We start from the raw sequence: 25,484 nt of genomic DNA on the forward strand, positions 1-25,484 counted from the left end.
GTTATCAGTTGTCAGTTATCAGTTATCAGTTGTCAGTTATCAGTTATCAGTTATCAGTTGACAGTTGTTTTTTCTCCTCATCTCCCTCATCTCCCCCCACTCCCTCATCTCCCCCCACTCCCTCATCTCCCTCATCTCCCTCATCTCCCTCATCTCCCCCCACTCCCTCATCTCCCTCATCTCCCCTCACTCCCTACTCCCACTCATTACTTACCAACTCTTTGGGTTCATAATAACGGCAACCCTGGCAAGGGCCGCTGGGATTAACGGCACAACGGAGATAGCCGGAGCGAGCGTTAAATTGACAACTGATGTCGCCAATTAAATAGCCTACCCCTTCTAAATAATAGCGATCGCTCTCTACTGGTCGGAGATTTTGCTGTAGCCTCCCTCTAGAAACATTTATGGCTGCTTGTCTGAGGCGTGAGCTTGTCCGTGACTGGGTTTTACGCATTACCCACAAGGAGTACATGGACGGTAACAAACCAATGACAATCAATAAAAGTGTTCTTAACACCTTCTGTTAACCTCTTTTTATAAGCTGCGTCTTATTTGCCTCCACCAGCAGTTTTTCCTATTGCTTGCTGAGAATGGCAAGGGTTTTCTGGTCTGACTTCCATCAGCATAACTGTTACAGCTTTAGCGGTAAACTGTCATTTAATCTACAAAACTTTAAGATTTGTTGATTACACTTGGTATGTCAGTTGTCATTAGTCCATAGTCAACAGTTTATAGTCAGTAGTCCCAGGAAAGGAAAGAGGTAGAGAGTTTAAATTCTTCCCTTTCCCCTTTAACCTTTCCCCCTTTCTCCCTCTTCTCTCTAGCTACCCAATTCCTACTTTTTTCTAATGTCTAATTTTTTTAGCTCTTTTTGATGTATTCTTTTTCCTATGGGTAAGCTGACGCAGTTGTTGTGCTAGTTGTGCGGCTTCTCTTTCTGCTTTGAATAAGTCAACTTTCCTTGTTGTTAAAATAAATGTCTTATCCGGCTTTTGTGTCACCAAAGGAACGCTCACAGGTGAATACTGACAAATATTTATATCTGACTGCTGATTATCAGTTAAAGAATTAACTTGACTATTAATTGTACTGGCTATGGTTTTGAGTTCTAACATCATGGCTTCTAACTCTATTGCCATTTGATTGATTTGCTGCACAACGGTAATTAAACGCTCCCAACGGCTGTTCAAGTTGTCAGGCTGGGGTTGTAGCGGTACTATGGCGTTCGTCATTGTTACCTGCGGCAGCATTAATGGCAGGGAGACGGTAGTCTTGTAGCTAGGTTCTATTTGTTTCATAGATGTTATCGCCAGCTTACTTAGTTTGAATGGCATTTCTCTACCAAGTACAATTGTACTATAAACTATGGAGGTTAAAGTTGGTACATCTAATCAGTGATTCAGACAGAAGATTTTTATAAATACTAAACCTAGCGAGTCATATATGGCAGGGGACAGGGAACACAAGACAGGGGATAGGCTGAAAACCTTTGAAAGTCAAGGTTTGAGGATTTATTGATATTTTAATCTATCAGACGACTGGTAGATATTTAAACTTGAGCGATCGCAGGTCACTATTGATGTGTTTGTCTGTGTTGAAGAATTTTGTCAAAAGTAAGTTTATGTATGATAAAATCAGGTGCGTAGGCGCAAGCCTTGTTGTAAACATCGCCATCTTTTCTCAAGTAGTTAAAAATCATTAAGATTGATTATTTCGTTGATAAGTTCTACGCCACCTTTCTAAATTATCTATAGAGATAGATTTAGTCACAACATTGACGCAATCACCTCGCCAATCAATCTCTGAATCTGTAGTAAAAACACCGCATTCCAACTGTTCAGAGCGTATATCCCAGTATTCACCAAACCGACTTTTTAAAGTAATCACCTGTTCAAATACCTTATTCCTGTGCTTGTTTCTGCGTTTTCTTTCTGTTGCTCCTGTTGCTTCTGTATCGATAAACTTTGTCTCAATTAAAAACAAATTGCCTTGGTATGTCAGGTAGACGAAATCGCACTTACCTAAATCTGTATAATCGGCAATTGGAGACTTTTCAAACAAAAGCAATTCATAACAAGAGGGAAACAAGCTTTTAATATTTAAAAAGAGGTAAGCTTGCAAAAGAAGTTCCTTATCATAAGGAAAAGCAATTACCCCTTCAAAAAACCGCTTGATGTCCTCCTGAGTCTGGGGTTGAATTTTTTTGCAATAAGAAACAAATTTACTCAAATCATTAGCGATCATCAATGTATTAACTCCTTCCCCTAGCTCTTGCCGAAAAACATATGGCATAAAAAGATACCATTTACTACAGGAAAATATCCTCCGCATAAGTAACTAAAAAAACTGTGGAATTTAGGAATCGCTACGGTAATATACTGTTGACGTAGCATTATAAATGAGAAAAACTGTTACATTTAATACATGGTAATTACTATGGGTGGGGATGAGGAAGTGCTGAGTGCTAACTAGTAAGTTCTGAGTGCTGAAGCGCGGTAGCCGAGCGTTGAGCCAATGCTGAGTAATTATTTCCTCCCCACCTCCCCTAGATCCCTCATCTCCCCCAGTCCTCATCCTCACAAGTGTAGGTTTTTAATATAGCAGTGAGTAAGGACTATAAAACTAACGAGAAAATCATTGTTTCATCCACCCCTACACCCCTACACCCTTACACCCCAAACCAAGGTTTTTGGAACACCAATAAAAAACCTACACCTGTCAGCAGTCCTCATCACCCACCAATGAGAGATTTAAGTTCTGCGGTAAAGTTAGCATTTTGCAGTGCTTGAACAGTAATGCGAGCATCTTGGACGCAAAATTGCCAACCTAAACGCACTAACCGACGCGAATTTGAAGATTGTATAATTCCAATCACTGGCATTTTTGCTTTTTCTTTATCTCCACATTGTTCTTGCAAAATTGTTTTTAAATAGTCTAGTTTTTCAATATCAGCTACTTGTTGAGGTTGCAGTTCTACCAGCACCATTTGCAGAGTTTCTACTGGTTCTGCATCTTCTACGATTAATTGGGTTTGTTCGTCGCGTCGGTCTACTTTACCCCAAATAATCAGTCTGGCATCAACTTGTAGTAGAAAACTGATACGCTCGTATGTTTTGGGAAAAACTACTGCTTCTGATTGCGATGTTAAATCCTCAATTTGTAAAATCGCCATTGGATCGCCTTTCTTTGTCATGACTTTTTTAACACCATTCAGCATGACAATTACACACAATCTTATGTCTTCTCGTTGTTCTCCTAATTGAGATAGATTAATTGGTGTTAAAAGTGGTGCTACTTGTCTTAAAGATTTTAAGGGGTGGTCTGAGACATAAAACCCTAATAATTCTTTTTCCAAACGTAATTTTTCCTGTGGTGGATAATCTAGCACAGGTTTAGCTTTAGGCGCAGCCTCAAAGGCATTATTAGCTGTTTTAGAATTAGTAGAAGCAAATCCGCCTAATAAGTCAAACAGGTTTCCTTGTCCACTAGCTCGATCCCTAGCGCGGGATTGCGCCCAATCATAAACTAATTCTAAGTCTTGAATTAACTGGTGACGATTTGATTCAATTTTGTCAAAGGCTCCACAGTAAATTAGTGATTCTAGTGTGCGGCGGTTAACAGCACGCAAATCAACGCGATCGCAAAAATCGGCTAATGATTTAAACTCTCCAGTTGTGTTTCTCGCTTCTAAAATTGAGGCGATCGCATTTTGTCCCACGTTTCTCACAGCCGAAAATCCAAATAATATTTTCCCGGCTGCTGGAGTAAAATCCACGCCTGAGCGATTGATATCAGGCGGTTCTATCTGTATATTCATACTCAGACAGGTAGAAATATATTTCTGTACCTTGTCTGTGTCATTGCTGTTAGCTGTCAGCAACGCCGCCATATACTCCAACGGATAATTAGCCTTCAAATATGCTGTTTGATAAGTAACATATCCATAAGCTGTTGAATGGGATTTGTTGAAACAGTTAGAAGCTACTAAACCATTTTTAACTAAAAAATTATGATCCCGCTCAACACCAATATCATAGACATTTTCTAATCCTATAGATTGACGACTGGCTATTTTAATCATTTATTCCACCCTCAAAATTATTCTCTGTCTCAGAAATTATTAATATAATTACTTGGGCTTCTACTTTTACTGAAACCTATATTATATAATCTAATGCCCAGTGAAACTGCTATGGTCTTACACGATATTAACTAAAATTATCAAATTATTATTTAGCAATTTTTTAACAAATTCTGCAAAATCATAAATTAATGGTAAAAATACTGTTATTAAACATCTATCAGCTATTTACGTAATATAGTAAAAACGAGGAATTGGAGAGTAGGAAGTGCTTTCAAGCACAAAAAAACCTGTCCTTAAAAGACAGGGGATAGGCGACAAGAAACAATGACAATAGCCAAGACAGTTAGGACATCAAGAAATCGGAAAACTTAGACAGCAAAAAATCTTGCTTTTACTCTGTCACCTGTCACCTGTTAAGAGTCTCCTACTATATGTACTGATTTTTGAACAGCTTCACTACTTATGGAAAAAGCCTCTTCCCTGATGCCTGTCTACGCAAACTGATTCTCAAATCAAACCTGATTTTTATAATTATCAGGACTTACGCAACTGGCACATGGGGTAGGGTGCGTCAGATGTGGAAAATCCTTGAATATTTACGAAATTATTGGGGCTGACGCACCCTACAGTTAGTTTGATTATGACACTTGCGTAAGTCCTAATTATGTTGGCATTAATTTTTGCAGGCGCTGTGGTTCTTCTCCCAGCCAATCAGGATTTTGAGCGGTGCTATCAAAAATGGATGAGGTTTTAAATGGCTCAAACTCACCGCGCGATGCGGCTTGTGCTGTTTTGGCTAAGATATTTCGCAGTTGTTCTTCATCCATTGGTTGAAATGTCTGCACTGCTTCTATAGCTTGGTCGAGAATTTCCATGCTATCAATTCCCGTCAGCACAACCGATGTAGGCAAATTTAAAACGTAGTGCAGACATTCAATTGGTGTGACTGTATTTGACTTTAAAAGAATACCGTTAGCGAAACTTTTCATCCCCAAAACACCAATATTTTGTTTCACCAATTCCGGTAAAACCAGCTTGGCAAAACTGCGATAATGAGCATCCATCACATTAAGCGGCATTTGCACTGTATCAAATTTAAATCCGCGCTCAGATGCCACTTCTAACATATGTAAATGAATATGGGGGTCTTTATGCCCGGTAAAACCAATATATCTAATTTTGCCAGCTTCCCGCGCCTCTAGAAATGCTGCATTCGCTCCTGCTTCGTCAAAAACGCGATGGGGGTCTTCATAGCGGAGAATTTCGTGGTGTTGTACTAAATCAATGTAATCGACTTGTAGACGCTTGAGTGATTCATCTAACTGTTTTGTCGCTTCCTTTTTGGAACGTCCATCAATTTTAGTCATCAAGAATACTTTGTCACGGTAGCCGCGCAACGCTTTTCCCATGCGTATCTCACTCACTCCACCGTTATAGTCCCAACTATTATCCATGAAAGTGATACCGCGAGCGATCGCTGCATGAACAATGCGGATAGCTAATTCTTCATCCACACACTTTAAGCCGATGTGCCAACCACCTAAACCAATTGCTGAAACCCTTTCCCCTGTACTGCCAAGAACTCGGTATAACATTTGTAAATTTTCCTGAATGAATATACATAACTCAAGGTCAATTCAAACACAGGAAAAATTTATCAAAAACTTCCTACAGGTACAGTCTAGAGCTTTTCAATAATAATATCAGCCTCTGTTCGTAGTCAGGACTTTAGTCCTGACTTGAGGGCTGAAGCCCTCTCTTCGAGACGCTACGCGAACACTACTTACCTGTCTGTAGAATAATTGCCAAAACATCTGTGACCAGTTATTAGATACTTAGTGATTGAAATCAAGCGGAAGCATGGAAACTAAACAGCTAGGAAAAACAGGTGTATCTGTCAGTGCGATCGGTTTGGGTGGGATGCCCATGTCGATATATAATCGACCTCCAGAGTCAGATTCAATTCCAGTTATCCACCGTGCCTTAGATTTAGGAATTACATTTATTGACACTGCCGACTCTTACTGCAAGGATGAGTCAGACAAGCACCACAATGAAAGACTGATTCACAAAGCACTCAGCAGTTATCCGGGGGACACTAGCCAAGTGGTGGTAGCGACTAAAGGCGGCTTGATGCGTCCCAATGAAAGCTGGACAAGCAACGGAAATCCCGAACATTTGCGTCAAGCCATTCGTGTGAGTTTTGCGGCTTTGGGTGGTGACAAACCTATCGATGTTTGGCAATACCACTCTCCAGACCCAGAATATACTATTGAAGTATCACTCGCGCCTGTGAAAGAGGCTGTAGAGGAAGGTTTGGTGCGATTTGTGGGGGTGTCTAATTTTTCTGTAGAACAGATTAAACGGGCGCGGGATGTGGTAGAGATTGTTTCGGTGCAGAATCAATACAGCCCTTGGGAACGACAGCCAGAGAAAGATGGTGTGTTGCAGTATTGTGAAGATGAAGGAATCACATTTTTACCGAAAAACTGGGTTTAAAGCCCCGCCCTTCTAGGGCGGCTTTTGTGGTAGTATAACTAATAGCGGTAAAGCGCACAAATAAAAGACGAAGTAGGTCAAGCAGACTGCTCCTGATCCGGAAAGACAGGTAGTATAAATCTGCGCATCTTGTACCGCCACTTGCTTTATGCCGGGAAACCCGTCCAACGCAGTGGCTGACAAATGTGGGAGTAAACGCAGAAATTAAAAACCTTTTCAAACGCGGTCGGGCAGTCCGTGTGAGCTTGTGGACGTATCCAAACGGAGAAAGTTGAATACTAGTATTCAGATTTCTAGAGAGGACGGATGAAGCAAGAATCCTCCCTCCGGGACGCTAACGCGAACGTCTCTTTAGAGCGAGGAGTGTCAACTTGGAGTCCTTTTGGTGGTCGTCGTCGCCATCAAAATTTGCAAGATATTCCGGCGATCGCCCAATTAGCCCAAGCCAAAGGCGTATCCGTATACGCTATTGTATTAGCATGGCTACGCGCCAAATCAAGCGCCATCTTACCCATCCCCGGCGCAAGCAAAATCTCCAGCATCGAAGACTCAGTAAGTGCGTTGAATGTCAAACTATCAGATGAAGAAGTGCAGAAGATTTAGTCCATAGTCCATAGTCCATAGTCCATAGTCCATAGTCCATAGTCCATAGTCCACAGTTTAAAACCTTTATCTTGAACTGTTGACTATTGACTATTGACTGTTGACTGTTGACTAATGACCAATGACTAAACTACTTGTACCCTTGGCAACACAATTTAGGGTAAGATCAAAAGCCTGCCAATAAAAATTCTCTCCTCTGATGGATAGAGTTTTGTAAGTGGTCACTAGTCAGTGACTTTCAGATGTTTTATCACCACCCACAAGGGTTTGGGGTTTTAAACCAAATTAATAACAACTGACAACTGACAACTGACAACTGACACACAGTGCAATAAATGATGCTTGCTGACAGGAGATGCTTGTATGGCCCGGATGTACTATGACGAAGATGCCAATTTAGACCTTTTGGCTGGAAAAACCATTGCAATTATCGGTTATGGTTCTCAAGGTCATGCCCACGCTTTAAATTTAAAAGATAGTGGTTTGAATGTGATTGTGGGGCTATATCCGGGTAGTAAGTCAGCAGAAAAAGCTCAAGCTGCTGGGTTGACTGTAAAAAATGTGGCGGATGCTGCTAACGTTGCTGACTTCATCATGATTTTGTTACCCGATGAGGTGCAGAAAACAGTTTACAAAAATGAAATTGAACCCAATTTGCAAGCAGGTAATACTTTAGCTTTTGCTCACGGTTTCAATATTCATTTTGGGCAAGTTGTCCCACCTGCGGATGTTGATGTAGTGATGATAGCACCTAAAGGCCCTGGTCATTTGGTAAGACGGACTTATGAACAAGGTCAAGGTGTACCCGCGTTGTTTGCGGTATATCAAGATGCTAGTGGCAAGGCACGCGATCGCGCCTTATCCTATGCTAAAGGTATCGGTGGTACTCGTGGCGGTGTTTTAGAAACAACTTTCCGCGAAGAAACTGAAACCGATTTGTTTGGCGAACAAGCTGTATTGTGCGGTGGCTTGAGTGCTTTAATCAAAGCCGGTTTTGAAACTTTGGTAGAAGCGGGTTATCAACCAGAGTTAGCTTATTTTGAATGCTTACACGAAGTTAAATTAATCGTTGACTTGGTGGTTGAAGGCGGTTTAGCGAAAATGCGTGATAGCATTTCTAATACTGCTGAATATGGTGATTATACCCGTGGCCCTCGCATTGTCAACGAACAAACCAAAGCTGAAATGAAAAAGATTCTCAGCGAAATTCAATCGGGACAATTTGCACGAGAATTTGTGTTAGAAAACCAATCTGGTAAACCTGGATTTACTGCAATGCGTCGTCAAGAAGCTGAACACCCAATTGAAGAAGTTGGTAAAGACTTACGCGCAATGTTTAGCTGGTTGAAAAAGGTTTAAAAAAATTAGTTGACAGTTGACAGTTGACAGTTGTTAGGTGGTTTTCACTGATAACTGTTGACTGTTAAATGGTTAAATCAAGGCGCAACAGCAGTAAAAACTGCGTTGCGCCTTTGTTTTTTTGGTGCTAAATTAGCTGCGAAATACTACACCTAATTTCATGACATACCATAAGTTGCAGCAATTGTTGAGTATCTTTGCTGCTTTGTTATTTACCTATCCAATCTTTCAAGTACAAGCACAACCACAACAAAGATTATTACCCTTTTTTGATAACCAAAATAACCCTGTTCCCGTAGGTTTTCCCAAAGGACAGCAAGTAGATATTACACCACCACCACCCCAATTAAATGCTTTTGACAAAGCTGTACTCCAAACCTGCGGCCCTATTGGTACAAGAGTTAATCCTAATCAATTCAAACAGTTGCTATCAGCTTATCCAAAAGTTTTAGCAAGGCTGCAAAAAGTAAGCGCTGGGGAATTGCTTCCGGGACGAAAGAAAAAAGCTGAATTTATGGAAGATTTAACTAATATTTGGTTTCAACGTAAAGGTTTTGAACACATCTTTTGTGGTGAAATTTATAACGCCAATGATATTGGTGGCTTACATTTTCATGGCAGATATTTACAGTTACAACAACAGGGTATTGGCGGACGTTTACCAAATAATCAAAGGCGGGAAGAAGTTGTCCCTGGGGCGATTTATACGTTAGGTGTCGTGATACAACAAGGAAATCAAACGGTAACAGATGTAATTAAAGGTTACGGCTATCTCAGCAACGCCGAAGAAATGCTTGTTGACGCAACCCTAGCATTTAAAAGACAAGGTAATCAAGAAGGCGCTTGTATTTATAATGTACGCGACCAAGAAACAGGAAAAACTTTTCCCACAGTTTTTGTTAGGAAAGATCAGGCAATTGTCACTTATTATCCTGATGCTACTCCTCAAGGGGCAAGGTGTAGATAATAATAATTAAAAATTATAGCGGTTTTCAAGTCAGTCGTTCAATTTTTTCCCATCACGCCAGTAGTATAAATTTGGTATATTCGCAACATTTCCCAAAAGTCTGTAGGCATTGCCCACCAAAGGCATGATATGGTGGGCAATGCCCACCCTACTATTTTAGCCTAGCCACGCTAGCAACATTTCCCAAAAGATTATAGGCGTTACTTTTTTTCTTGGCGTGGTTCCAAAGGTAAGATAATCGTGAATGTAGAGCCTGTACCTAATTGGCTTTCTAGAGTGATTTTGCCGCCGTGGGCTTCTGTAATAGCTTGGACAATGGATAACCCTAAACCAGCACCTTCAGAACGACGACGACTGTTACTAGCACGAGCAAAACGCTGGAAAATTCTTTTTTGGTCAGCTTGTGCGATACCTTCTCCTGTGTCGCTCACCCAAAAGCTAACTTTACCTTGATAAATCTTTGAACCAAGGGCGATGGTATCAGTATTTTTTGTATGTTGAACAGCGTTTTGTGCCAAATTCATCACAGCTTGAGTTAGACGCTGACGGTCTGCAACTATTTTACCTCTAGCAATGGCTTGGAGTTGCCAGTTGCGATCGCCTACTGTGGGACGTAACCCATCGCCTAATGCTTTCATTTTAGCAAACAATTCTTCAGTAAAAGTGCAAACATCAACTGTTTCTAACAGCAAAAAGTCAGGATGTTCCACCTTTGCTAATAACAGTAAGTCATTAACAAAACGGTTCATTCGTTCTAGCTCATCCATAACTAGAGCTAGAGTTTCTGCAACTTCTTGCGGATCATCACCCATCAATTCTAGATTACCGCGAATGATAGTAATGGGTGTTCGCAATTCATGTCCAGCATCGTTAATAAAATTTTGCTGACTGATGAAAGCAGCTTGTAATCTATCCATCATTTCATTAAAGGTAACTGCTAGTTCTGCCAGTTCTCCCTCACCATTAATATTGATGCGTTGATTCAAATCTGTTTCGCTAATTTGCCGAGCCGTTTGGGTCAGCAAGCGTAAGGGTGCAAGAATTTTTCCCGAAGCAAACCAAGCTAAAACTAAAGCTAAAAGTAGAACTACTACACTCACTTGAATAATAACTGCTACTGCTTCCAAAACTTCTCCGCGTTCACCAGATGTAGCGTGAGCGATGACAAATACTCCCATCACTTCGCCTTGCATTTTCACAGGTTGAGCCACATAGATAATACTATCAACACGGCTCCCCGGAATTACTTTTTCTCCTGCTTCACCTTGAGTTAACCCCGCCCAATATTGAATTAAGGGTGACTCTCTACTCAGTTCTTTTGGTCTGGCTCTAGGACTAGATTTATAAAATTTTCCCTTCCATAACATAATGAGAAAAGTGTCATCTTCTGGAAGCTGATTTCCCAAAAACGCATCTAAAAATTCTCTTAACTCTTCTCTGGTTTTTGGGATTGTAATTAGACGTTTATCAGCTTTTTTAAGTTGCTCAATTGCTTCAGGATCTTCTTCAAATTCGATATCTTGAGGAAATTGCTCTTGACCGCTAATTAGTTTCTTAAATATTTGCATTTTTTCGCTTATTTGTCGATGCACACGCTCATTAATTCTTGCATATAAAACTTGGCGAAAAGCTGGCACAAAAACCACAAATATGAAGCATACTATGATAGCATACCAAAAGAGAATTTGAGTACGTGTAGCCCAAAAAAATCCTTTAGTACGTTTTTGATAATTTTTGGCTACTACTTGTTGTTTGTTTTTAGTTTTCCACATTAAAAATAACTATAATATAATTTACTTTGAGATTTATTTATAAATATCAAGCATAGGGTATTGGTGAGAGTAAACATTTCAATTCTTGAGCCGATAACCGATACCTCGAACAGTCTCAATTAACTCACTCCCTAATTTTTTGCGTAAATAACCAACGTAAACATCAACAATATTTGAGCCTGGCTCATAATCGTAACCCCATACTTTATCTAACAATTGTTCACGACTCAAAGCTTTCCCTGGATGGCGAAAGAAAGTTTCTGCCAAAGTAAATTCTCTTGCAGGTAATTCTATAGTATTTTCACCGACTTTTACTTTACGAGAATGCAGGTCTAAAACCACATTTCCCACTTTGAGTACCATCTCTTCAACGCCTTGGTTACTAGGACTGTGACGCAACCTAGCTTTTATCCGCACTAACAATTCTTCAAATCGAAAAGGTTTAGTTAAATAGTCATCTGCACCCGCTTCAAACCCGGCAATTTTATCTTGAATATCATTACGCGCAGTCAAAATAATCACTGGAAAATTCTCTCCTTGTCCTCTTATTTCTGCTAATACATCTAAGCCATCTTTACCTGGAAGCCCTAAGTCCAAAATCATTAAATCAAAACCGCTACTTAGCGCCATGTTAGTAGCAGAGTAGGCATCAGCTGCCACAATTGTTGTAAAACCGTGAGAACGCAGTCCCTTTTCAATAAAAGCCGCTATGCGGGGTTCATCTTCAGCGATGAGAATTCGATTCATCTGATGCAACCTCTCTCCGTAGTATTAATTGACTACTCCCCCGAATTAAATTCGGGGGATTCTAAAAGGATGCGGCGCGACGCTTTATTACCGCGTCGCTTTGCTTCTTCTTAGCTGTCACCCAGATATAGATCCGGGTGGGGTGAGTCAAAGCACCCCTAGACACTCCACTTAAATCAAGTTCAAGTGTTGTGCTTACTTTACGGATGATGTTGGCCGCGCCGTTGCAATCTGCATTGATATACCAATTCATCCCTGTTCTAAACAATCCACGCTTTACTCTGCGACCAGAAGATTTCCAGTCATCGGGTTTTTCGCCGCGTTTTGGTAGAGTATCACCATCAACAAACGATGCTGCTGAGGTGTTAGCTTCTTCTGTTTCTACAAATTCAATGCTGTATTGTTGGCATAATTGCTCAATTCGTGATTTGAGTCTAGCGGTGGGGATCTGAACAAATTGTTGATTACGTTTTTTACCTAAATTAATCTCTTGCTTGATACCTTGACCCCATCCAAAAATGACTCTACCAATACGATTGTCTAGGCAGTGGTTAACAACAACTCTTGCTACTTTATTGATAGCGTCTCTAATTTGGCGGTTGCGTTTCTCGGTGATAGCAGCAAGCTTGTTTGACCAAAACCCTTGAGGTTTATTTTCTTTAATGGTTGCTACTTGTTTGTTATACCAGCAATTTAAGCTTTTGATGTGGCGACCATCAACAATGAAGCTTGTACCTACGTTGGAAATGCAAGTCAACCAGTTATTTAGCCCGTGGTCAACGCCTAATACTCTAGTTATATCTACCTCTGATTTTACAGTATTAGTTTTATAAACAAACTCCACATAAAAGCAACGGTTTCTGGGTAAAATTCTTAGCTCTTTGATATCCTCGAACTTCAGGTTTGAAGGCATTGGTAAAGTGAATGAGTCTAGCTTGAACCACGTTTTCACCAAGGAACCAAGAGGTATTCTCATCTGCCCATCTGTTAGCTTTAAGGCTTGTTTTGGATAACTAACTAAATTGAAACCATCTTTTCTGTATTTTGGTGGTCTGGGTTTATCTGCTAATTCACCGCGTTTATACAAAGCATTAAGCTGCTTGAATGATGCAAATGACTCATATACAGAACCACATACTTGTTGCGCTGCTTGAGAGTAAAGTGCTTGAAAATGACGGTTTGATTTTAGCTCATTATGCAATTCAAACTTAGTAATATAGCGTTTAGCTTTAAACCAGATTTGACGAGCATAGTAAATAGCACAATTAGATAGCTTGTTTGATTCTGCACAAACAAACTCTAAAATTGATTTTAGTTCTTGATTTACGTGAATTAAAAGTTGTTGACAACCGTACAAATAAGTCACCTCCTTATGTTATTAATTATCTCATTAATTACCAATTAATCCTGTTAATATTATATACTGCAGATTAAAATCCGCAATTCGCTTATATCCCCCACATAAATGACGGAGGTTTTACGCATCACGACTCATAAAAGGATAAATAAATCAACCCATGAATGAGTGATTAATGAAAAATATTGTATATTTTATACCTAATTTATAAAGAAAAACGTTTAAGCATAATATAATTTTTTATACTTTTATTAAGCGAATATAAATGGTTTGAAGTAAATTAATTGTTAAGTCTGCTTATACCTATTATTACTCAACCCAAAAGATAAGCAGCGTAGATGTAGAACATATGATATAATGCTAGAAACACAATAATTGCTGTCTGTCTACCCGCTAAAGGTGGTTTTTATTAAAAAAATAGTATTAGTAAAGTTTCGAGAAACTGCCATTTTCCTAAGTTTTTTCTGTCACAAGACTTGTAGAGAATTTAAATAGTTTATAGTCACATTAGCAGGATTATTTAATACCTAAAATATATCTCAATGCTTGCCTGCCCTATTGTCAGTGCAATGCTGGGTAGAGTTTTACTGAAGAATCAACACAAACAGATCACCTCTAATATAAAAAAATATACATATGGATGTATGACTATGTTTGATGACACTTAACATACAGCTTCAGCGAATTATAACTGAACAATTTAGGCTTTAAACTCCTGTAATGAGCTTGTGGCCTCTTGAATACGAGACACAATTATATATACATAACTAACCGTGAACATTTGGGTTAGGTTTAAGCATAAAAAACAAGTTTTGCGAGTGGCAATTGTGAGGATACTGTCATGGAAAGCGAACAGAGTTCTATTTTCTCAGTGCAGATAGAACTTCTAGATAAAGTTCTGGCAGCATCTAGCGATCATATCTACATTAGCGATCGCCACCTCCGCTATCTTTATGCCAGTCCAGCAGGGTTAGCAGCTTTGGGTTTACAACCAGCCCAATTGCTAGGGAAAACTTGGCAAGAGTTAGGATTTCCGCCTGACATAATGGAATTGTCTGATCAAGAGCGCCAATCTGTATTTCAAACAGGCATTGCCATCACAGGTGAAACCAGTTTCCCAACAGTTCATGGTATCAGATATTATGAATATGTAATAGCCCCCATTTGGGGAGAAGATGGGGAAATTGTCGCAGTCATCAATACCAGCAGAGACATCAGCGATCGCCAACAGGTAGAAGAAGCATTACGTTCGCTAAATGAGGAACTAGAAGCCAGAGTCATCGCTAGAACCCAGGAGTTAGCCGCCCTCAATCAATCCCTGCGCCTAGAAATTGCCCAACGCCAACAAGCACAACAAGCATTACTTGAAAGTGAAATGCGATTTCATGCCTTAATAGATGCCATGTTTGAAGGCATTGTCTTGCAGGAGGGTGGGAAAATTATTGCAGCCAATCCAGGGTTTGCCAGAATGTTTGGTTATAGCTTAGAGGAAGTGATTGGGAAATCAGCAGTTGATTTTCTCACGCCCGAATCTTGGGAAACTGTGGTGCATCATATTGAAAACCAATATGAACAGCCTGATGAAATAACTGGCATCAAGAAAGATGGGACGCTGATATCATTAGAGGTGGTAGGTAAGCGAAGCTGGTATCAGGGGCGGATTGTCAGGGTTTCGGCACTGCGAGATATTACAGAACGCAAACGAGCCGAAGCCGAACGGATTCGCCTGATACAACAGTTAGAAACCGAACACAGTCGATTAGAACAGGTGTTACAACAAATGCCTGTTGGTGTAGCGATCGCCGAAGCGCCTTCAGGAAAATTGGTGTTTCATAACCAAGAAGCAGTCAGGGTATTGGGGCATTCTTTAATGGATGCAAACACTTACCTGGAATATACACAATATAGGGCAATTCATGCTGATGGACAACCTTACCAACCCCAAGATTACCCCATCGCCCGTTCCCTGATTTCTGGCGAAGTCGTCAAAGCCGAAGAAATGCACTACCTCCGGGGAGATGGAACCGTAACGCTGTTGTCAGTGAATGCAGCGCCCATTGTCGATCAAAATGGGCAAATAATTGCTACTGTCAGTGCTTTTGAAGATATTTCCGAGCGCAAACAGGCTGTACAAAGGTTAGCCAAAGAAGCGCTGCGGATTCAAACACTCTTGGATACTTCCTTTGATGGCATCGTCATTTTAGACAAAGCAGGCAGAGTAGTCGATGCCAATCCGCGATTTGCTCAGATGCTGGGCTACAGCCTAACAGAAGTGGCAAACCTGAGTGTTTTTGATTGGGATGCTCAGTTCACCCATGAAGAACTTCAGCAACTTCTGCAAGACTACATTAGCAGTAAAAGTGGTGTTTTTGAAACTCAGCACCGACGCAAAGATGGTTCAGTCTACCATGTACAAATCAGCGCCAACGTTGTGGAATGGGAAGGAGAAATCCTCCGCTTCTGCATTTGTCGAGATATTACAGAAAGCAAACAAGCCCAAGCAGCGCTAAGAGAAAGTCAAATCCAGCTTCAGCGCCAATTAGTAGAAATTGAAACCATCTACCAGTCAGCCCCCATTGGGTTGAGTGTTTTGGATACAGATTTGCGCTTTGTCCGCATCAACCAACGCCTCGCCCAAATCAACGGTTTTTCTGTTGAAGCACATATCGGTCGGACATTACGGGAGTTGCTACCAGATTTGGCTGACGCAGCCGAACAACTGCTACGCCCCATTTTAGAAACAGGCGAACCTGTTCTCAATATCGAAATAAATGGAGAAACTCCGGCTCAACCCGGTGTGCAAAGGACTTGGTTAGAAAGCTTTTTACCATTAAAAGATGGTGAGCGCATCATTGGGATCAATACCGTATGCGAAGAAATCAGCGAGCGCAAGCAAGCAGAATCACAATTGCGGCAAAATGCTTTTTACGATCGGTTGACAGGTTTACCAAACCGCGCTCTATTCATGGAATACTTAACACAAGCGCTCCAGCAAGCTAAACAGCACAAAAATAATTTATTTGCTGTGTTATTTCTGGATTTAGATCGGTTTAAAGTCATAAATGATAGCCTGGGACACATCAAAGGAGATCAATTTCTCATTACTATCGCTCAAATTCTCCAAGCCTGTATCCGTTCTACAGATATAGTCGCCAGGCTTGGGGGCGATGAATTTATCATCCTGTTGACAGGAATTCAAGATGTCTCAGATGCCATCAGAGTGGCAGAGCATATTCAACAGGAACTAAAATTACCTTTGAAGCTTGATCAGCAAGAAGTATTTACCAGTGCCAGTATCGGCATTGCTTTGAGTTCCACACTCGACTATGACCAACCAGAACAACTGCTCAGGGATGCTGACACGGCCATGTACCGCGCCAAGGCTTTAGGCAAATCGCGCTATGCCCTATTTAATGCGGATATGTATGCTAGTGCGCTCTTCAGATTACAGATAGAGGTTGATCTGCGTCGAGCCATTGAACGCCAAGAGTTTCAAGTTTATTACCAACCAATTGTTTCGCTAATTACTGGCTCTATTATCGGTTTTGAAGCATTATTGCGCTGGCAACATCCACAACGTGGTTTGCTTTCGCCTGTGGACTTTATTCCCTTGGCGGAAGAAACTGGACTAATTGTCGAGATTGGTTATTGGACGCTGTATGAAGCCTGTCGCCAAATGCAAGCTTGGCTGATCAAATATCCTCACTATTCACTGGAGAAAATGAGTGTCAATCTCTCCGCCAAGCAATTTTGTCAGCCCAATTTAATCGAGCAAATTCGCCACATTTTGCATTCAACTGGTCTTAATCCTGATAATTTAGCGCTAGAAATTACCGAAACTGTGATTGTCGAAAACGGGGACGAAGCAATTGCTATACTCTTGAAACTAAGAGAATTGGGTGTGGAAATCTCCATTGATGATTTTGGCACTGGCTACTCTTCTTTGGGTCGTCTTTATAGCTTTCCCATTAGTGTGTTAAAAATAGACCGCTCCTTTGTTAACCCAATGACGACTGATAACCGCAATCTAGACATTATTGAGATTATCGTGACACTAGCAGATAAATTAGGGATGAGTGCGATCGCCGAAGGTGTCGAAAGACCTGAGCAATTAGCTATCTTAAGAAAGTTAAACTGTCAATCTGTTCAAGGATACTTTTTTTCTGAGCCATTGGATAGCTCACATACAGCAGCCTTAATTACTGCCAATCCTCAATGGTGTTAATCAAAATGAAAGAATCTGGCGTGGCAAGGCTAAAATAGTTTAATCATCATAAGTTTAAAAACATTAGTCGTTTTTCATGCTGTGCCAGAACTGAATAAAATGGCTAAAAACGATATAGAAATTAGAAGGAAAACGTACTTCCGGCTTAGTTCACAAATCGCTCGGTTGGATAATGCACAATTGCTTTCGTTGTTTGCTGCTAGCGATTTAGGTACATCAAATTCTTCCAGTTGGGGGCGAAATCATACCATCGTTCTTGGAGAATCCCAAGTATTTGTCAAACGTATTCCAGTTACGGATATCGAATACAACAACCTATTTTCTACCAAAAATTTGTATGACTTACCAACTTACTTTAATTACGGTGTGGGTTCTGTTGGTTTAGGTGTTTTCCGTGAACTTGTGACACACATTAAGACCACTAATTGGGTATTAGAAGGAGCGATCGCTACATTTCCTGTCATGTACCATTATCGATTCATCCCTTTCTCTGGGCAACGTGGCAGGGCGAACGCATCTAAATATTGACGAGTCTGAGTCAGAGTGGGATTTAGCGAAACCCTTATTAAATAAAGATTTCAAAATATAATGTAAACTATTGTTTATTTTTTGCGGATTTATCGAGTAGGTTAATTGCAAAATATGATACTGTTATTTTATGGATGCTAATCACAATCGTAGCCGTTGACACAGGGGGGATATCTGGCGAAAGAATTCATCCACCTTGAACACGACAAACCACACCCAAGTAAAAATGTATCATTTTTACTTGGGTGTCAAGTAAATTCAACCAATAAAAAAAGGGAAATCAATTTCTCCCGAGAAAAATCCCGCCTTGATCTACGACCATTAATTTTAACTAATGGTTAATTTTTGATACAGGTTATTTTTCGGTTTCAGCGTAGGGTATTATTTCGTCGAATAAACATTATTGACACAGAAAAGGAGTGAATCATGGGCAAGAGTAAAAGTATCCAACAACAAATTGAAGCAGATAAGAAAAATCAACAATTCATTGATCAAATTACAGCGAATCTTCAAAAAACATTAGCAGGGGCAGAGGCTGATTTACAAACAAGAATCAACGATTTTTATACAAGCGGTAGAAATTGGAAGCATGCCCAGTATGTTTTTGGTGCACAGCAAAGTTACGAAGTTCACGATACCTGGGGCTTGGATAATCTAACCAATCTGATAAACAGCATAGTAACCGCTGTAGTAAGTACAGTGACTGGTAGTTTACCTGAGGGGACTGAAGCCTCAGCTGAAGTTCCAGAGATAAACCAATCAGCAGGTATAGATGATAATTTACAATTGCTGATTGCGACAAATGCGGCCAACATATTTACTGGACTGCTTAATTCATTTGGTGCTGTCAATAGAGTTCAATCGAATCGAGCTACCCGATTATCTCCTCTTGGTCAAGGCTTGAGACTATTTACTACTGTTGGGATTGATGTCCAGCAATCTGCGTCTTTTTTTAACAATAGATTTGTTATTGGATATTATTACCTCTACAGGGTAGAATATTCCCTTGATGAATTTCGACAGCAAGCGGAACAAACCCTGGTAGCGCAATATAACAGAACTCTTCAGGCACTAAATATGGCATCAGAAGAAATTTTCCAAGAATACATTAACAGACAAATAACTCTACAACAGTATCTAAAGTCAGCGCAGTTCATTGAAGATGCAACTAAGGACGTTATTGCGAAAATTGACGAATTGAATAAGAATAATAGACAAGATACGATTCAGTTAATGGAAGGTCAGCTGGCTCGATTAATTGGGTTGCAGATAAACTATGGCTACGATAAAGATGTAGACGCATTTATTTCTCCTTTCATTGCCGAGGCTAAACAAAAAATAAACGCGAAAGAGATTTAGCTGACCGCTTTTAAAGGCTGGCAGTGGAGCTTTTATTGTTGACCTCTCCTCCTCGTTTTAACGCGAGGAGAGGTCAACGAGACCTTAAAGAAAAGAAGAAAAGCAATATATAAAGAGAAACTGGGAGCATCCGAATTTAGAAAAAACTAGGGTGTTATTTCGTCGAATAAACATTATTGACATAGAAAAGGAGTGAATCATGGGCAAAAGTAAAAGTATCCAACAACAAATTGAAGCAGATAAGAAAAATCAACAATTCATTGATCAAATTACAGCGAATCTTCAAAAAACATTAGCAGGGGCAGAGGCTGATTTACAAACAAGAATCAACGATTTTTATACAAGCGGTAGAAATTGGAAGCATGCCCAGTATGTTTTTGGTGCACAGCAAAGTTACGAAGTTCACGATACCTGGGGCTTGGATAATCTAACCAATCTGATAAACAGCATAGTAACCGCTGTAGTAAGTACAGTGACTGGTAGTTTACCTGAGGGGACTGAAGCCTCAGATGAAGTTCCAGAGATAAACCAAGCAGCAGGTATAGATGATAATTTACAATTGCTGATTGCGACAAATACTGCCAACATATTTACTGGACTGCTTAATTCATTTGGTGCTGTCAATAGAGTTCAATCGAATCGAGCTACCCGATTATCTCCTCTTGGTCAAGGCTTGAGACTATTTACTACCGTTGGGATTGATGTCCAGCAATCTGCGTCTTTTTTAAACAATAGATTTGTTATTGGATATTATTACCTCTACAGGGTAGAATATTCCCATGATGAATTTAACCAGCAAGCGGAACAAACCGTTGCAGGGCAATATCAGATAACTTTGGAGTTACTAAATATGGCATCAGAAGAAATTTTCCAACAATACATTAACAGACAAATAACTCTACAACAGTATCTAAAGTCAGCGCAGTTCATTGAAGATGCAACTAAGGACGTTATTGCGAAAATTGCCGAATTGAATAAGAATAATAGACAAGATACGATTCAGTTAATGGAAGGTCAGCTGGCTCGATTAATTGGGTTGCAGATAAACTATGGCTACGATAAAGATGTAGACGCATTTATTTCTCCTTTCATTGCCGAGGCTAAACAAAAAATAAAGGCGAAAGAGAGTTAATCCCTTCCCGCCAGAAGATTACCTATAATGTAAGAGAAAGTATTACAAGAGGTGACGAGGGAAGATGATGAGTGAATATATAAGAAATCGAACATTATAACTAGGCGATCGTCAACTAGACTTAGACTTGTGGCAAAAACGCTTAACCCAGATTCAGTTTGGTCAAACTTTAATAGTGTTGGTATGGTAGAATCCGTCTGTTTATTAGACGGTAAAACAACAGTCGAAACTCGTTATTTTATTAGTAGCCTTAAAGATAACGCTGAACAGTTTGGTAATTCTATTCGCAGTCATTGGGGAGTTGAGAATTCATTACATTGGGTATTGGATGTCGCCTTGAGGTAAGATGACTGTCTGATTAGAAAAGATAATGCTCCCCAGAATTTTGCAATTCTTAGACATATTGCAGTCAATCTTTTAACTCAAGAGAAGCGTGTCAAACTCGGAATCAAAAATAAACAGTTTCTCGCGGCGATGGACAACAAATATTTACTAAGTATTTTAGCGTTAGCTTAAAATAGTACATCCAAACTTGAGTTTAATACTTTACATAAAATTTTTATCTATTCTACAGGTAAATATACTTTTATGTATCCCCTGATTGAATTATTTTAGTATTAACCCAAGTTGCTAGTTACTCTCTTCCGAAAGATGACATAGGGGTACAGAAACAAGAAAATCCCTCCAGACAGAAAATTAGGAGGGATATATGTTAAATGAAACAGTTACTATCTATTCTGTCATAGATGACCTGTTGAAGGCGATCGCACATGAAGAGGATGTTCGTTGTGAAATGAGTGATGCAGAAATTATCACAACGGCAATCACGCCAACTATGAGTTAGTTCTGTTTATCGAATACATCCCTTATATTCTAAAAACATGGCTATGGGAAAACCCCAATGAACTGCAAAACCCCCTGGATGATTTGCGTAGAACAATTGGCTTTTTGAAGAGGAAAGGAATTATCCACTTCGACGCACATTTTCACAACGTTCTCACCGACGGCGAGCTGATATATTTAAGCGATTTTGGTTTGGTACTTGACAAAAGTTTTGCTTTGACAAAAGACGAAGAGTTATTCTTTGAGCAGAACATATTTTATGATTACGGAGAAATCCTGTGGAGCCTTAGCTATCTTATTCGCTCATCTTTTGATTTATGCTCAGACAGCGATAAACACAGGCTCATGGAAAAATATGGTATTAAAGATAGCTGTCAACCTCGTGAGTTGCTACCCATATTACTCAACAATATCGAGCAAATACATACTGATGGAGACATGAAATTAAATGAGTTATACGTCAGCAGCATCATCAAGTACCGTAGCATCATTGTCCTAATGCACAACTTCTATTCTGATATGCAGAGAAATAATAAGAAGGACAAGAAGTTTCCTGATATAAAACTACAACTTTTACTAGAAAAAACAGGGTTTATTTCTCATGTCAAATAGTTGATTATACTGCTATTTCTCTCTAAAAAAATCTATAACTTTGCTTTTCCTTTTTATATCAAATTCGGCTAATTACTTATAATATGGTTGTTTTGGTCGGTAATTGGTAATAGCTAATAGGTAATTGTTGTGAGCCATTACCGATTACCGATTACCGATTACCAGCCCCCAATATATGATAAGTATTTAAGCGGACATGATATTATTCATCCAATGTGTTTCTTTACTCAAAATAACTTAACTAGTTAGTGAATGATTTCAATTCAATCGCATCATGACTACAAAAGAGTCGCACATTACTAGTGCGATCGCAAGATAACGCACGCAACTTTTCTTGATTATATAGTCTAGCCTTGCGGTCTACCTCCATCATCCATTGATAGGCACGCAGACCAAGCGTACAACGTCGTTGAGCAGAGCCGATTTCCTTTCTGTTGGGAAGTTAGGGCTTACTCAATATTCGTCTTTAGGTTGATGAGGGGGAAATGGAGAAGCCTTTGCTGTTTACTCTTCCTATAGACAGTTGACAGTTGACTGTTGACTAATAATGATAAAAGTAAATCTTTTATCGCAATAAGCAAGACAGTTAGGACATGAGGAAATGAAAAAACTTAGACAGCAAAAGACTTTTAACTCTGTCACCCTCCGGGTTCGCCAGTTCCCTACGGCGGGAAACCCGCCTACAGGACTGGACTCACCTGTTACCTGTTACCTGTCCCCTGCTATAACTAACCTTCTCCTTGGCTATGGAAAAACAAGATTCCCCACTTAGTGGAGATGCGCTAATTAAAGAAGTCTGTCGCCGCATTCGGGTAGCTCGTAGTTATTGGGATGCCCATAATAATGCTGCTTGTAGGGGTGAGCGTGGGCGTTGCTGAATCAAGATATGAATTTGTCTCACGCAAAGGCGCAAAGGCGCTAAGTTACAAAGAAAAAGGAAGGTCATTTTGCGATTTCATATTCCAATTCAGCAACGCCTGAGCGTGAGCGGGCGTTAGCACTCTACAACCAGCTGACCAAAGAACAAAAACAGCAAATTCCCGAAGTGTTACGGGTGTGGCTGCGTTATCGGAGTGAAAAATACTTCGGCGCACATCGAACACCACCTAAGTCAGCAAGAAAATCGAAATAGTACTTAGCAGCCCGAAAATTTTCTTTAATACTGTAGTATGGGACTCTGATTTGATTTTTGAACAAAATTCCATACATATCAATTGCTTGTTAACTGTCCTTTTTTCCCTCTCCCTTATTCCCTGTTTCTACTGAATGCTCAAGCCCTTGGTAAAGTCTTATTTTATATTTAATTGACAATTTTCTCAGATTAAATTATCTCAGCTTAATAATTTAATAAGTATTTTTACAGCTTCACTACAGCTTAAACATCTGTAGCATTCTCTTTACTACTACTTAATTTCAATATCATTATTTATCACATTGTACTAACAGCTTAGATGATTGATATTAAAAGTGTAGTTTTGCTAAATTGTTTAATCTGTGAATAAGAAATGGGCTGTTAAAAGAATGACAATCAACCTCACATCAGGGGAAGCCGAAAAGCTGGAACAATACTGTTCAACCACAGGAAGACCAGCAACTGATGTAATTCGAGAACTAATTCGCTCTCTAGCAGATCAGAAATAACAGATAATTGGGGTAATAGCAGATATAGCCGTGGCTAGGTAAATAAAGGATAAACTAATCATCAAACATTGATACTAAGAGGCTTTCCTGACTATTCCCTTTTCCCTGCTATAATTTGCCATAAAATTTTTCTCTATTTTAAAAATAAAACTAAATAGAGAAAAGAAGCTGGGTTAGTGTATTTCTTTCATAAGAAAGAGCTACAAAAAGTAGCATAAGAAGTACAATTATAACAAACCGCGATAACGGATAAAAACTAAAATTACTGCCCAAGACCCCAAGGCAACTTTGACCGCCACCAGGATATTCAGCAAAGGGACAACTCCGCCACTAATTAGTGCGCCCATTTCTCCGTGGGGCAATTCTATTCCCGCCAAGGTGATGGCAGCTAGGACAATGAAAATTAAAACTGAAACTTTCTCCCATGTGGCGGCTTGCCAACGCTGATAGATACCTTGCATCCACTCCGAGGATGAGGTAATGGCAATTAGGCCGATCGCTGTTCCGCCTGCTACTCCTGCCGCAAACCCACCACCGGGGCTGAGATGTCCGCGAATAGCTAGTTCGATACTTACCATCGCCGCAATGGTTGCTCCCAATCGTGCCAGTATAATCGATGTTTGATCTGTGAAACGATAGAATGTGTTGGAGGGTTTTTCATTCGCTAGGAGAAAATAGGCTCCCATGATGGCGATCGTAAATACTACAACCTCGTAGATAGTATCATAGAGTCGATTTCTCAGGATTACTACTGTCACCGCGTTGGGTATGCCACCATCTTTGACCAGGGTTTCCACAATAGAGAAGTCCTGTAAACTTGGTGCTGGATTTGGTAAAGCCAGCATTTTGAAGAAAAGTGCTATCCCAGCAACAATGTATACCCATTTCATGGCTGCTTCTCCCCTGAATCTGCTGTATTTACATAGGTGAGGCTGGTTGATGGTAATGCTAATTCGCTTTGCATGATGTCGTAGATACGTTTGACTCTGATGGCGGTGTGATAGGATTTTTCATCCTCACTTGTGGCTTGTTCTGGTGAAACACAGGTTGCATGAACTTCTTTATCCATCAATGCTTGCTGCAAAGTTTGGGTGTCTGGATAAGGAACCACTTCCAGACGCATCTGGCGTTTACGAAAAATTCTGCGTAACTCATCTAGCAGTTGGTCAAAAGGACTTGCGCTTGCGGGCTTGTCATCTGTCTGTGGTAACTCATCTTTCAGCACCCCAAGACGCATAACCAAGGATGAGCGCACCGCTACTGCATAGAGGGTAATTGCCAGCATTGTACCTACTAAAGCTTCGGTCAAAGCCACATCGGGCGCTCCTAAAATAGCATATAGCATTGCCGCGACTGCCCCTAAGATGCCACGGATGATTAAGGCATTGTAGGGATTGACCTGAGTTACTACCATACAAGCAGCCAATGGCAGTAAGGCGGTGATCACATAGATATAGGTATCATTCTCGTTCATAACTACCCTCACGACTCGAACAGTAAGCCAACACATAGCCCAGCATGGTGTTCCACATGGCTAAGGAGATGATAGCGAGGGTGAGGAGCGGCCATTTGCTGGGTATCTTCAAGAGTAGACCAAACAGAATACTCATTGAGCCAAGGGTATCTGCAACTGTGAGAGTATGGAGTTTGAATAATAGCGATCGCTGGCCTATTAAGGGAAAGGTTCCCCAAAACCAAAAGAAGATGCCTACGCCGATACAGGTATAACTTAAAAGGTCGATCATATAGAAGATTG

22 protein-coding genes and 3 pseudogenes are annotated in these 25,484 nt (G+C 40.2%); 13 read left to right on the plus strand and 12 right to left on the minus strand.

Annotated elements, in window-relative coordinates:
* Nucleotides 1-46: 46 nt before the first annotated feature.
* The 6 genes from H6G83_RS09895 to H6G83_RS09920 all read right to left on the minus strand — a co-directional run bounded on the left by H6G83_RS09895 (nt 47) and on the right by H6G83_RS09920 (nt 5,679).
* Nucleotides 47-190 carry a hypothetical protein gene (locus tag H6G83_RS09895; RefSeq protein ID WP_190470670.1) on the minus strand — a complete coding sequence of 48 codons (144 nt, stop codon included), beginning with the start codon at nt 188-190 and terminating at the stop codon, nt 47-49.
* 3 nt (nt 191-193) lie between these two features.
* The gene (locus tag H6G83_RS09900) at nt 194-517 is read right to left on the minus strand and encodes a DUF6464 family protein (protein WP_190470673.1); all 324 of its coding nucleotides are present in this window, start codon (nt 515-517) and stop codon (nt 194-196) included.
* Between the two features lie 328 nt (nt 518-845).
* Nucleotides 846-1,298: a hypothetical protein gene (locus tag H6G83_RS09905; RefSeq protein ID WP_190470676.1), complete on the minus strand. Its 453-nt coding sequence runs from the start codon at nt 1,296-1,298 to the stop codon at nt 846-848.
* Nucleotides 1,299-1,698: 400 nt separating this feature from the next.
* Nucleotides 1,699-2,244, minus strand: a complete 546-nt coding sequence (locus H6G83_RS09910) for a hypothetical protein (RefSeq protein ID WP_190470987.1) — start codon at nt 2,242-2,244, stop codon at nt 1,699-1,701.
* A 487-nt stretch (nt 2,245-2,731) separates the two neighbouring features.
* Nucleotides 2,732-4,081, minus strand: coding sequence for a helix-hairpin-helix domain-containing protein (locus H6G83_RS09915; RefSeq protein ID WP_190470680.1), 1,350 nt, complete (start codon nt 4,079-4,081; stop codon nt 2,732-2,734).
* A 665-nt stretch (nt 4,082-4,746) separates the two neighbouring features.
* On the minus strand, nt 4,747-5,679 hold the full coding sequence (locus H6G83_RS09920) for an aldo/keto reductase (protein ID WP_190470683.1): 933 nt from the start codon (nt 5,677-5,679) through the stop codon (nt 4,747-4,749).
* Nucleotides 5,680-5,944: 265 nt separating this feature from the next.
* On the opposite strand from H6G83_RS09920, the pseudogene H6G83_RS09925 reads away from it, so the two are divergent.
* From H6G83_RS09925 to H6G83_RS09940, 4 genes and pseudogenes are all read left to right on the plus strand, one after another.
* Nucleotides 5,945-6,568, plus strand: a pseudogene (locus H6G83_RS09925) (aldo/keto reductase); the annotation flags it as partial.
* Nucleotides 6,569-6,889: 321 nt separating this feature from the next.
* On the plus strand, nt 6,890-7,186 hold the full coding sequence (locus tag H6G83_RS09930) for an aldo/keto reductase (protein ID WP_390821601.1): 297 nt from the start codon (nt 6,890-6,892) through the stop codon (nt 7,184-7,186).
* Nucleotides 7,187-7,549: 363 nt separating this feature from the next.
* On the plus strand, nt 7,550-8,545 hold the full coding sequence (ilvC, locus tag H6G83_RS09935) for a ketol-acid reductoisomerase (RefSeq protein WP_190470685.1): 996 nt from the start codon (nt 7,550-7,552) through the stop codon (nt 8,543-8,545).
* Between the two features lie 160 nt (nt 8,546-8,705).
* Nucleotides 8,706-9,512 carry an EndoU domain-containing protein gene (locus tag H6G83_RS09940; protein ID WP_190470687.1) on the plus strand — a complete coding sequence of 269 codons (807 nt, stop codon included), beginning with the start codon at nt 8,706-8,708 and terminating at the stop codon, nt 9,510-9,512.
* Between the two features lie 200 nt (nt 9,513-9,712).
* On the opposite strand, the gene H6G83_RS09945 is transcribed toward H6G83_RS09940, so the two are convergent.
* From H6G83_RS09945 to H6G83_RS09955, 3 genes are all read right to left on the minus strand, one after another.
* On the minus strand, nt 9,713-11,284 hold the full coding sequence (locus H6G83_RS09945) for a sensor histidine kinase (protein ID WP_190470690.1): 1,572 nt from the start codon (nt 11,282-11,284) through the stop codon (nt 9,713-9,715).
* Nucleotides 11,285-11,362: 78 nt separating this feature from the next.
* A complete protein-coding gene (locus tag H6G83_RS09950; RefSeq protein WP_190470694.1) occupies nt 11,363-12,031 on the minus strand; it encodes a response regulator transcription factor in 669 nt (222 codons plus the stop codon).
* 61 nt (nt 12,032-12,092) lie between these two features.
* A complete protein-coding gene (locus H6G83_RS09955; RefSeq protein WP_190470697.1) occupies nt 12,093-13,397 on the minus strand; it encodes an RNA-guided endonuclease InsQ/TnpB family protein in 1,305 nt (434 codons plus the stop codon).
* A gap of 832 nt (nt 13,398-14,229) precedes the next feature.
* Here H6G83_RS09955 and H6G83_RS09960 point away from each other — a divergent pair.
* From H6G83_RS09960 to H6G83_RS10000, 9 genes and pseudogenes are all read left to right on the plus strand, one after another.
* Nucleotides 14,230-17,613 carry a sensor domain-containing protein gene (locus H6G83_RS09960; protein ID WP_190470700.1) on the plus strand — a complete coding sequence of 1,128 codons (3,384 nt, stop codon included), beginning with the start codon at nt 14,230-14,232 and terminating at the stop codon, nt 17,611-17,613.
* A gap of 99 nt (nt 17,614-17,712) precedes the next feature.
* Nucleotides 17,713-18,141: a hypothetical protein gene (locus H6G83_RS09965; RefSeq protein ID WP_242044517.1), complete on the plus strand. Its 429-nt coding sequence runs from the start codon at nt 17,713-17,715 to the stop codon at nt 18,139-18,141.
* A gap of 426 nt (nt 18,142-18,567) precedes the next feature.
* Nucleotides 18,568-19,500 (plus strand): hypothetical protein, encoded by a 933-nt coding sequence (locus tag H6G83_RS09970; RefSeq protein ID WP_190470703.1) that lies wholly within the window; start codon nt 18,568-18,570, stop codon nt 19,498-19,500.
* A gap of 199 nt (nt 19,501-19,699) precedes the next feature.
* The gene (locus H6G83_RS09975; RefSeq protein ID WP_190470706.1) at nt 19,700-20,632 is read left to right on the plus strand and encodes a hypothetical protein; all 933 of its coding nucleotides are present in this window, start codon (nt 19,700-19,702) and stop codon (nt 20,630-20,632) included.
* A gap of 129 nt (nt 20,633-20,761) precedes the next feature.
* A pseudogene (locus H6G83_RS35260) lies at nt 20,762-21,148 on the plus strand (ISAs1 family transposase); the annotation flags it as partial.
* A gap of 193 nt (nt 21,149-21,341) precedes the next feature.
* Nucleotides 21,342-21,470, plus strand: a pseudogene (locus H6G83_RS35870) (IS982 family transposase); the annotation flags it as partial.
* Nucleotides 21,471-21,559: 89 nt separating this feature from the next.
* Nucleotides 21,560-22,087 carry a BUD32 family EKC/KEOPS complex subunit gene (locus tag H6G83_RS09990; RefSeq protein ID WP_190470709.1) on the plus strand — a complete coding sequence of 176 codons (528 nt, stop codon included), beginning with the start codon at nt 21,560-21,562 and terminating at the stop codon, nt 22,085-22,087.
* A gap of 746 nt (nt 22,088-22,833) precedes the next feature.
* Nucleotides 22,834-22,965, plus strand: coding sequence for a hypothetical protein (locus tag H6G83_RS35875; protein WP_277876304.1), 132 nt, complete (start codon nt 22,834-22,836; stop codon nt 22,963-22,965).
* Nucleotides 22,966-23,581: 616 nt separating this feature from the next.
* Nucleotides 23,582-23,728 (plus strand): CopG family transcriptional regulator, encoded by a 147-nt coding sequence (locus H6G83_RS10000; RefSeq protein WP_190470992.1) that lies wholly within the window; start codon nt 23,582-23,584, stop codon nt 23,726-23,728.
* A gap of 227 nt (nt 23,729-23,955) precedes the next feature.
* Here H6G83_RS10000 and H6G83_RS10005 read toward each other — a convergent pair whose 3' ends face one another.
* From H6G83_RS10005 to H6G83_RS10015, 3 genes are read right to left on the minus strand one after another with little or no spacing between them, the layout of a single operon-like run.
* A complete protein-coding gene (locus H6G83_RS10005) occupies nt 23,956-24,618 on the minus strand; it encodes a Na(+)/H(+) antiporter subunit B (protein ID WP_190470713.1) in 663 nt (220 codons plus the stop codon).
* A complete protein-coding gene (locus tag H6G83_RS10010) occupies nt 24,615-25,202 on the minus strand; it encodes a DUF4040 domain-containing protein (RefSeq protein ID WP_190470717.1) in 588 nt (195 codons plus the stop codon). Before H6G83_RS10010 ends, H6G83_RS10005 begins: the two co-directional genes overlap by 4 nt.
* A complete protein-coding gene (locus H6G83_RS10015; RefSeq protein ID WP_190470720.1) occupies nt 25,189-25,473 on the minus strand; it encodes a monovalent cation/H(+) antiporter subunit G in 285 nt (94 codons plus the stop codon). Before H6G83_RS10015 ends, H6G83_RS10010 begins: the two co-directional genes overlap by 14 nt.
* Nucleotides 25,474-25,484 lie beyond the last annotated feature (11 nt).

The sequence above is a fragment of the Anabaena azotica FACHB-119 genome, from assembly GCF_014697625.1.
Taxonomy (GTDB): Bacteria; Cyanobacteriota; Cyanobacteriia; order Cyanobacteriales; family Nostocaceae; genus Trichormus; species Trichormus azoticus_A.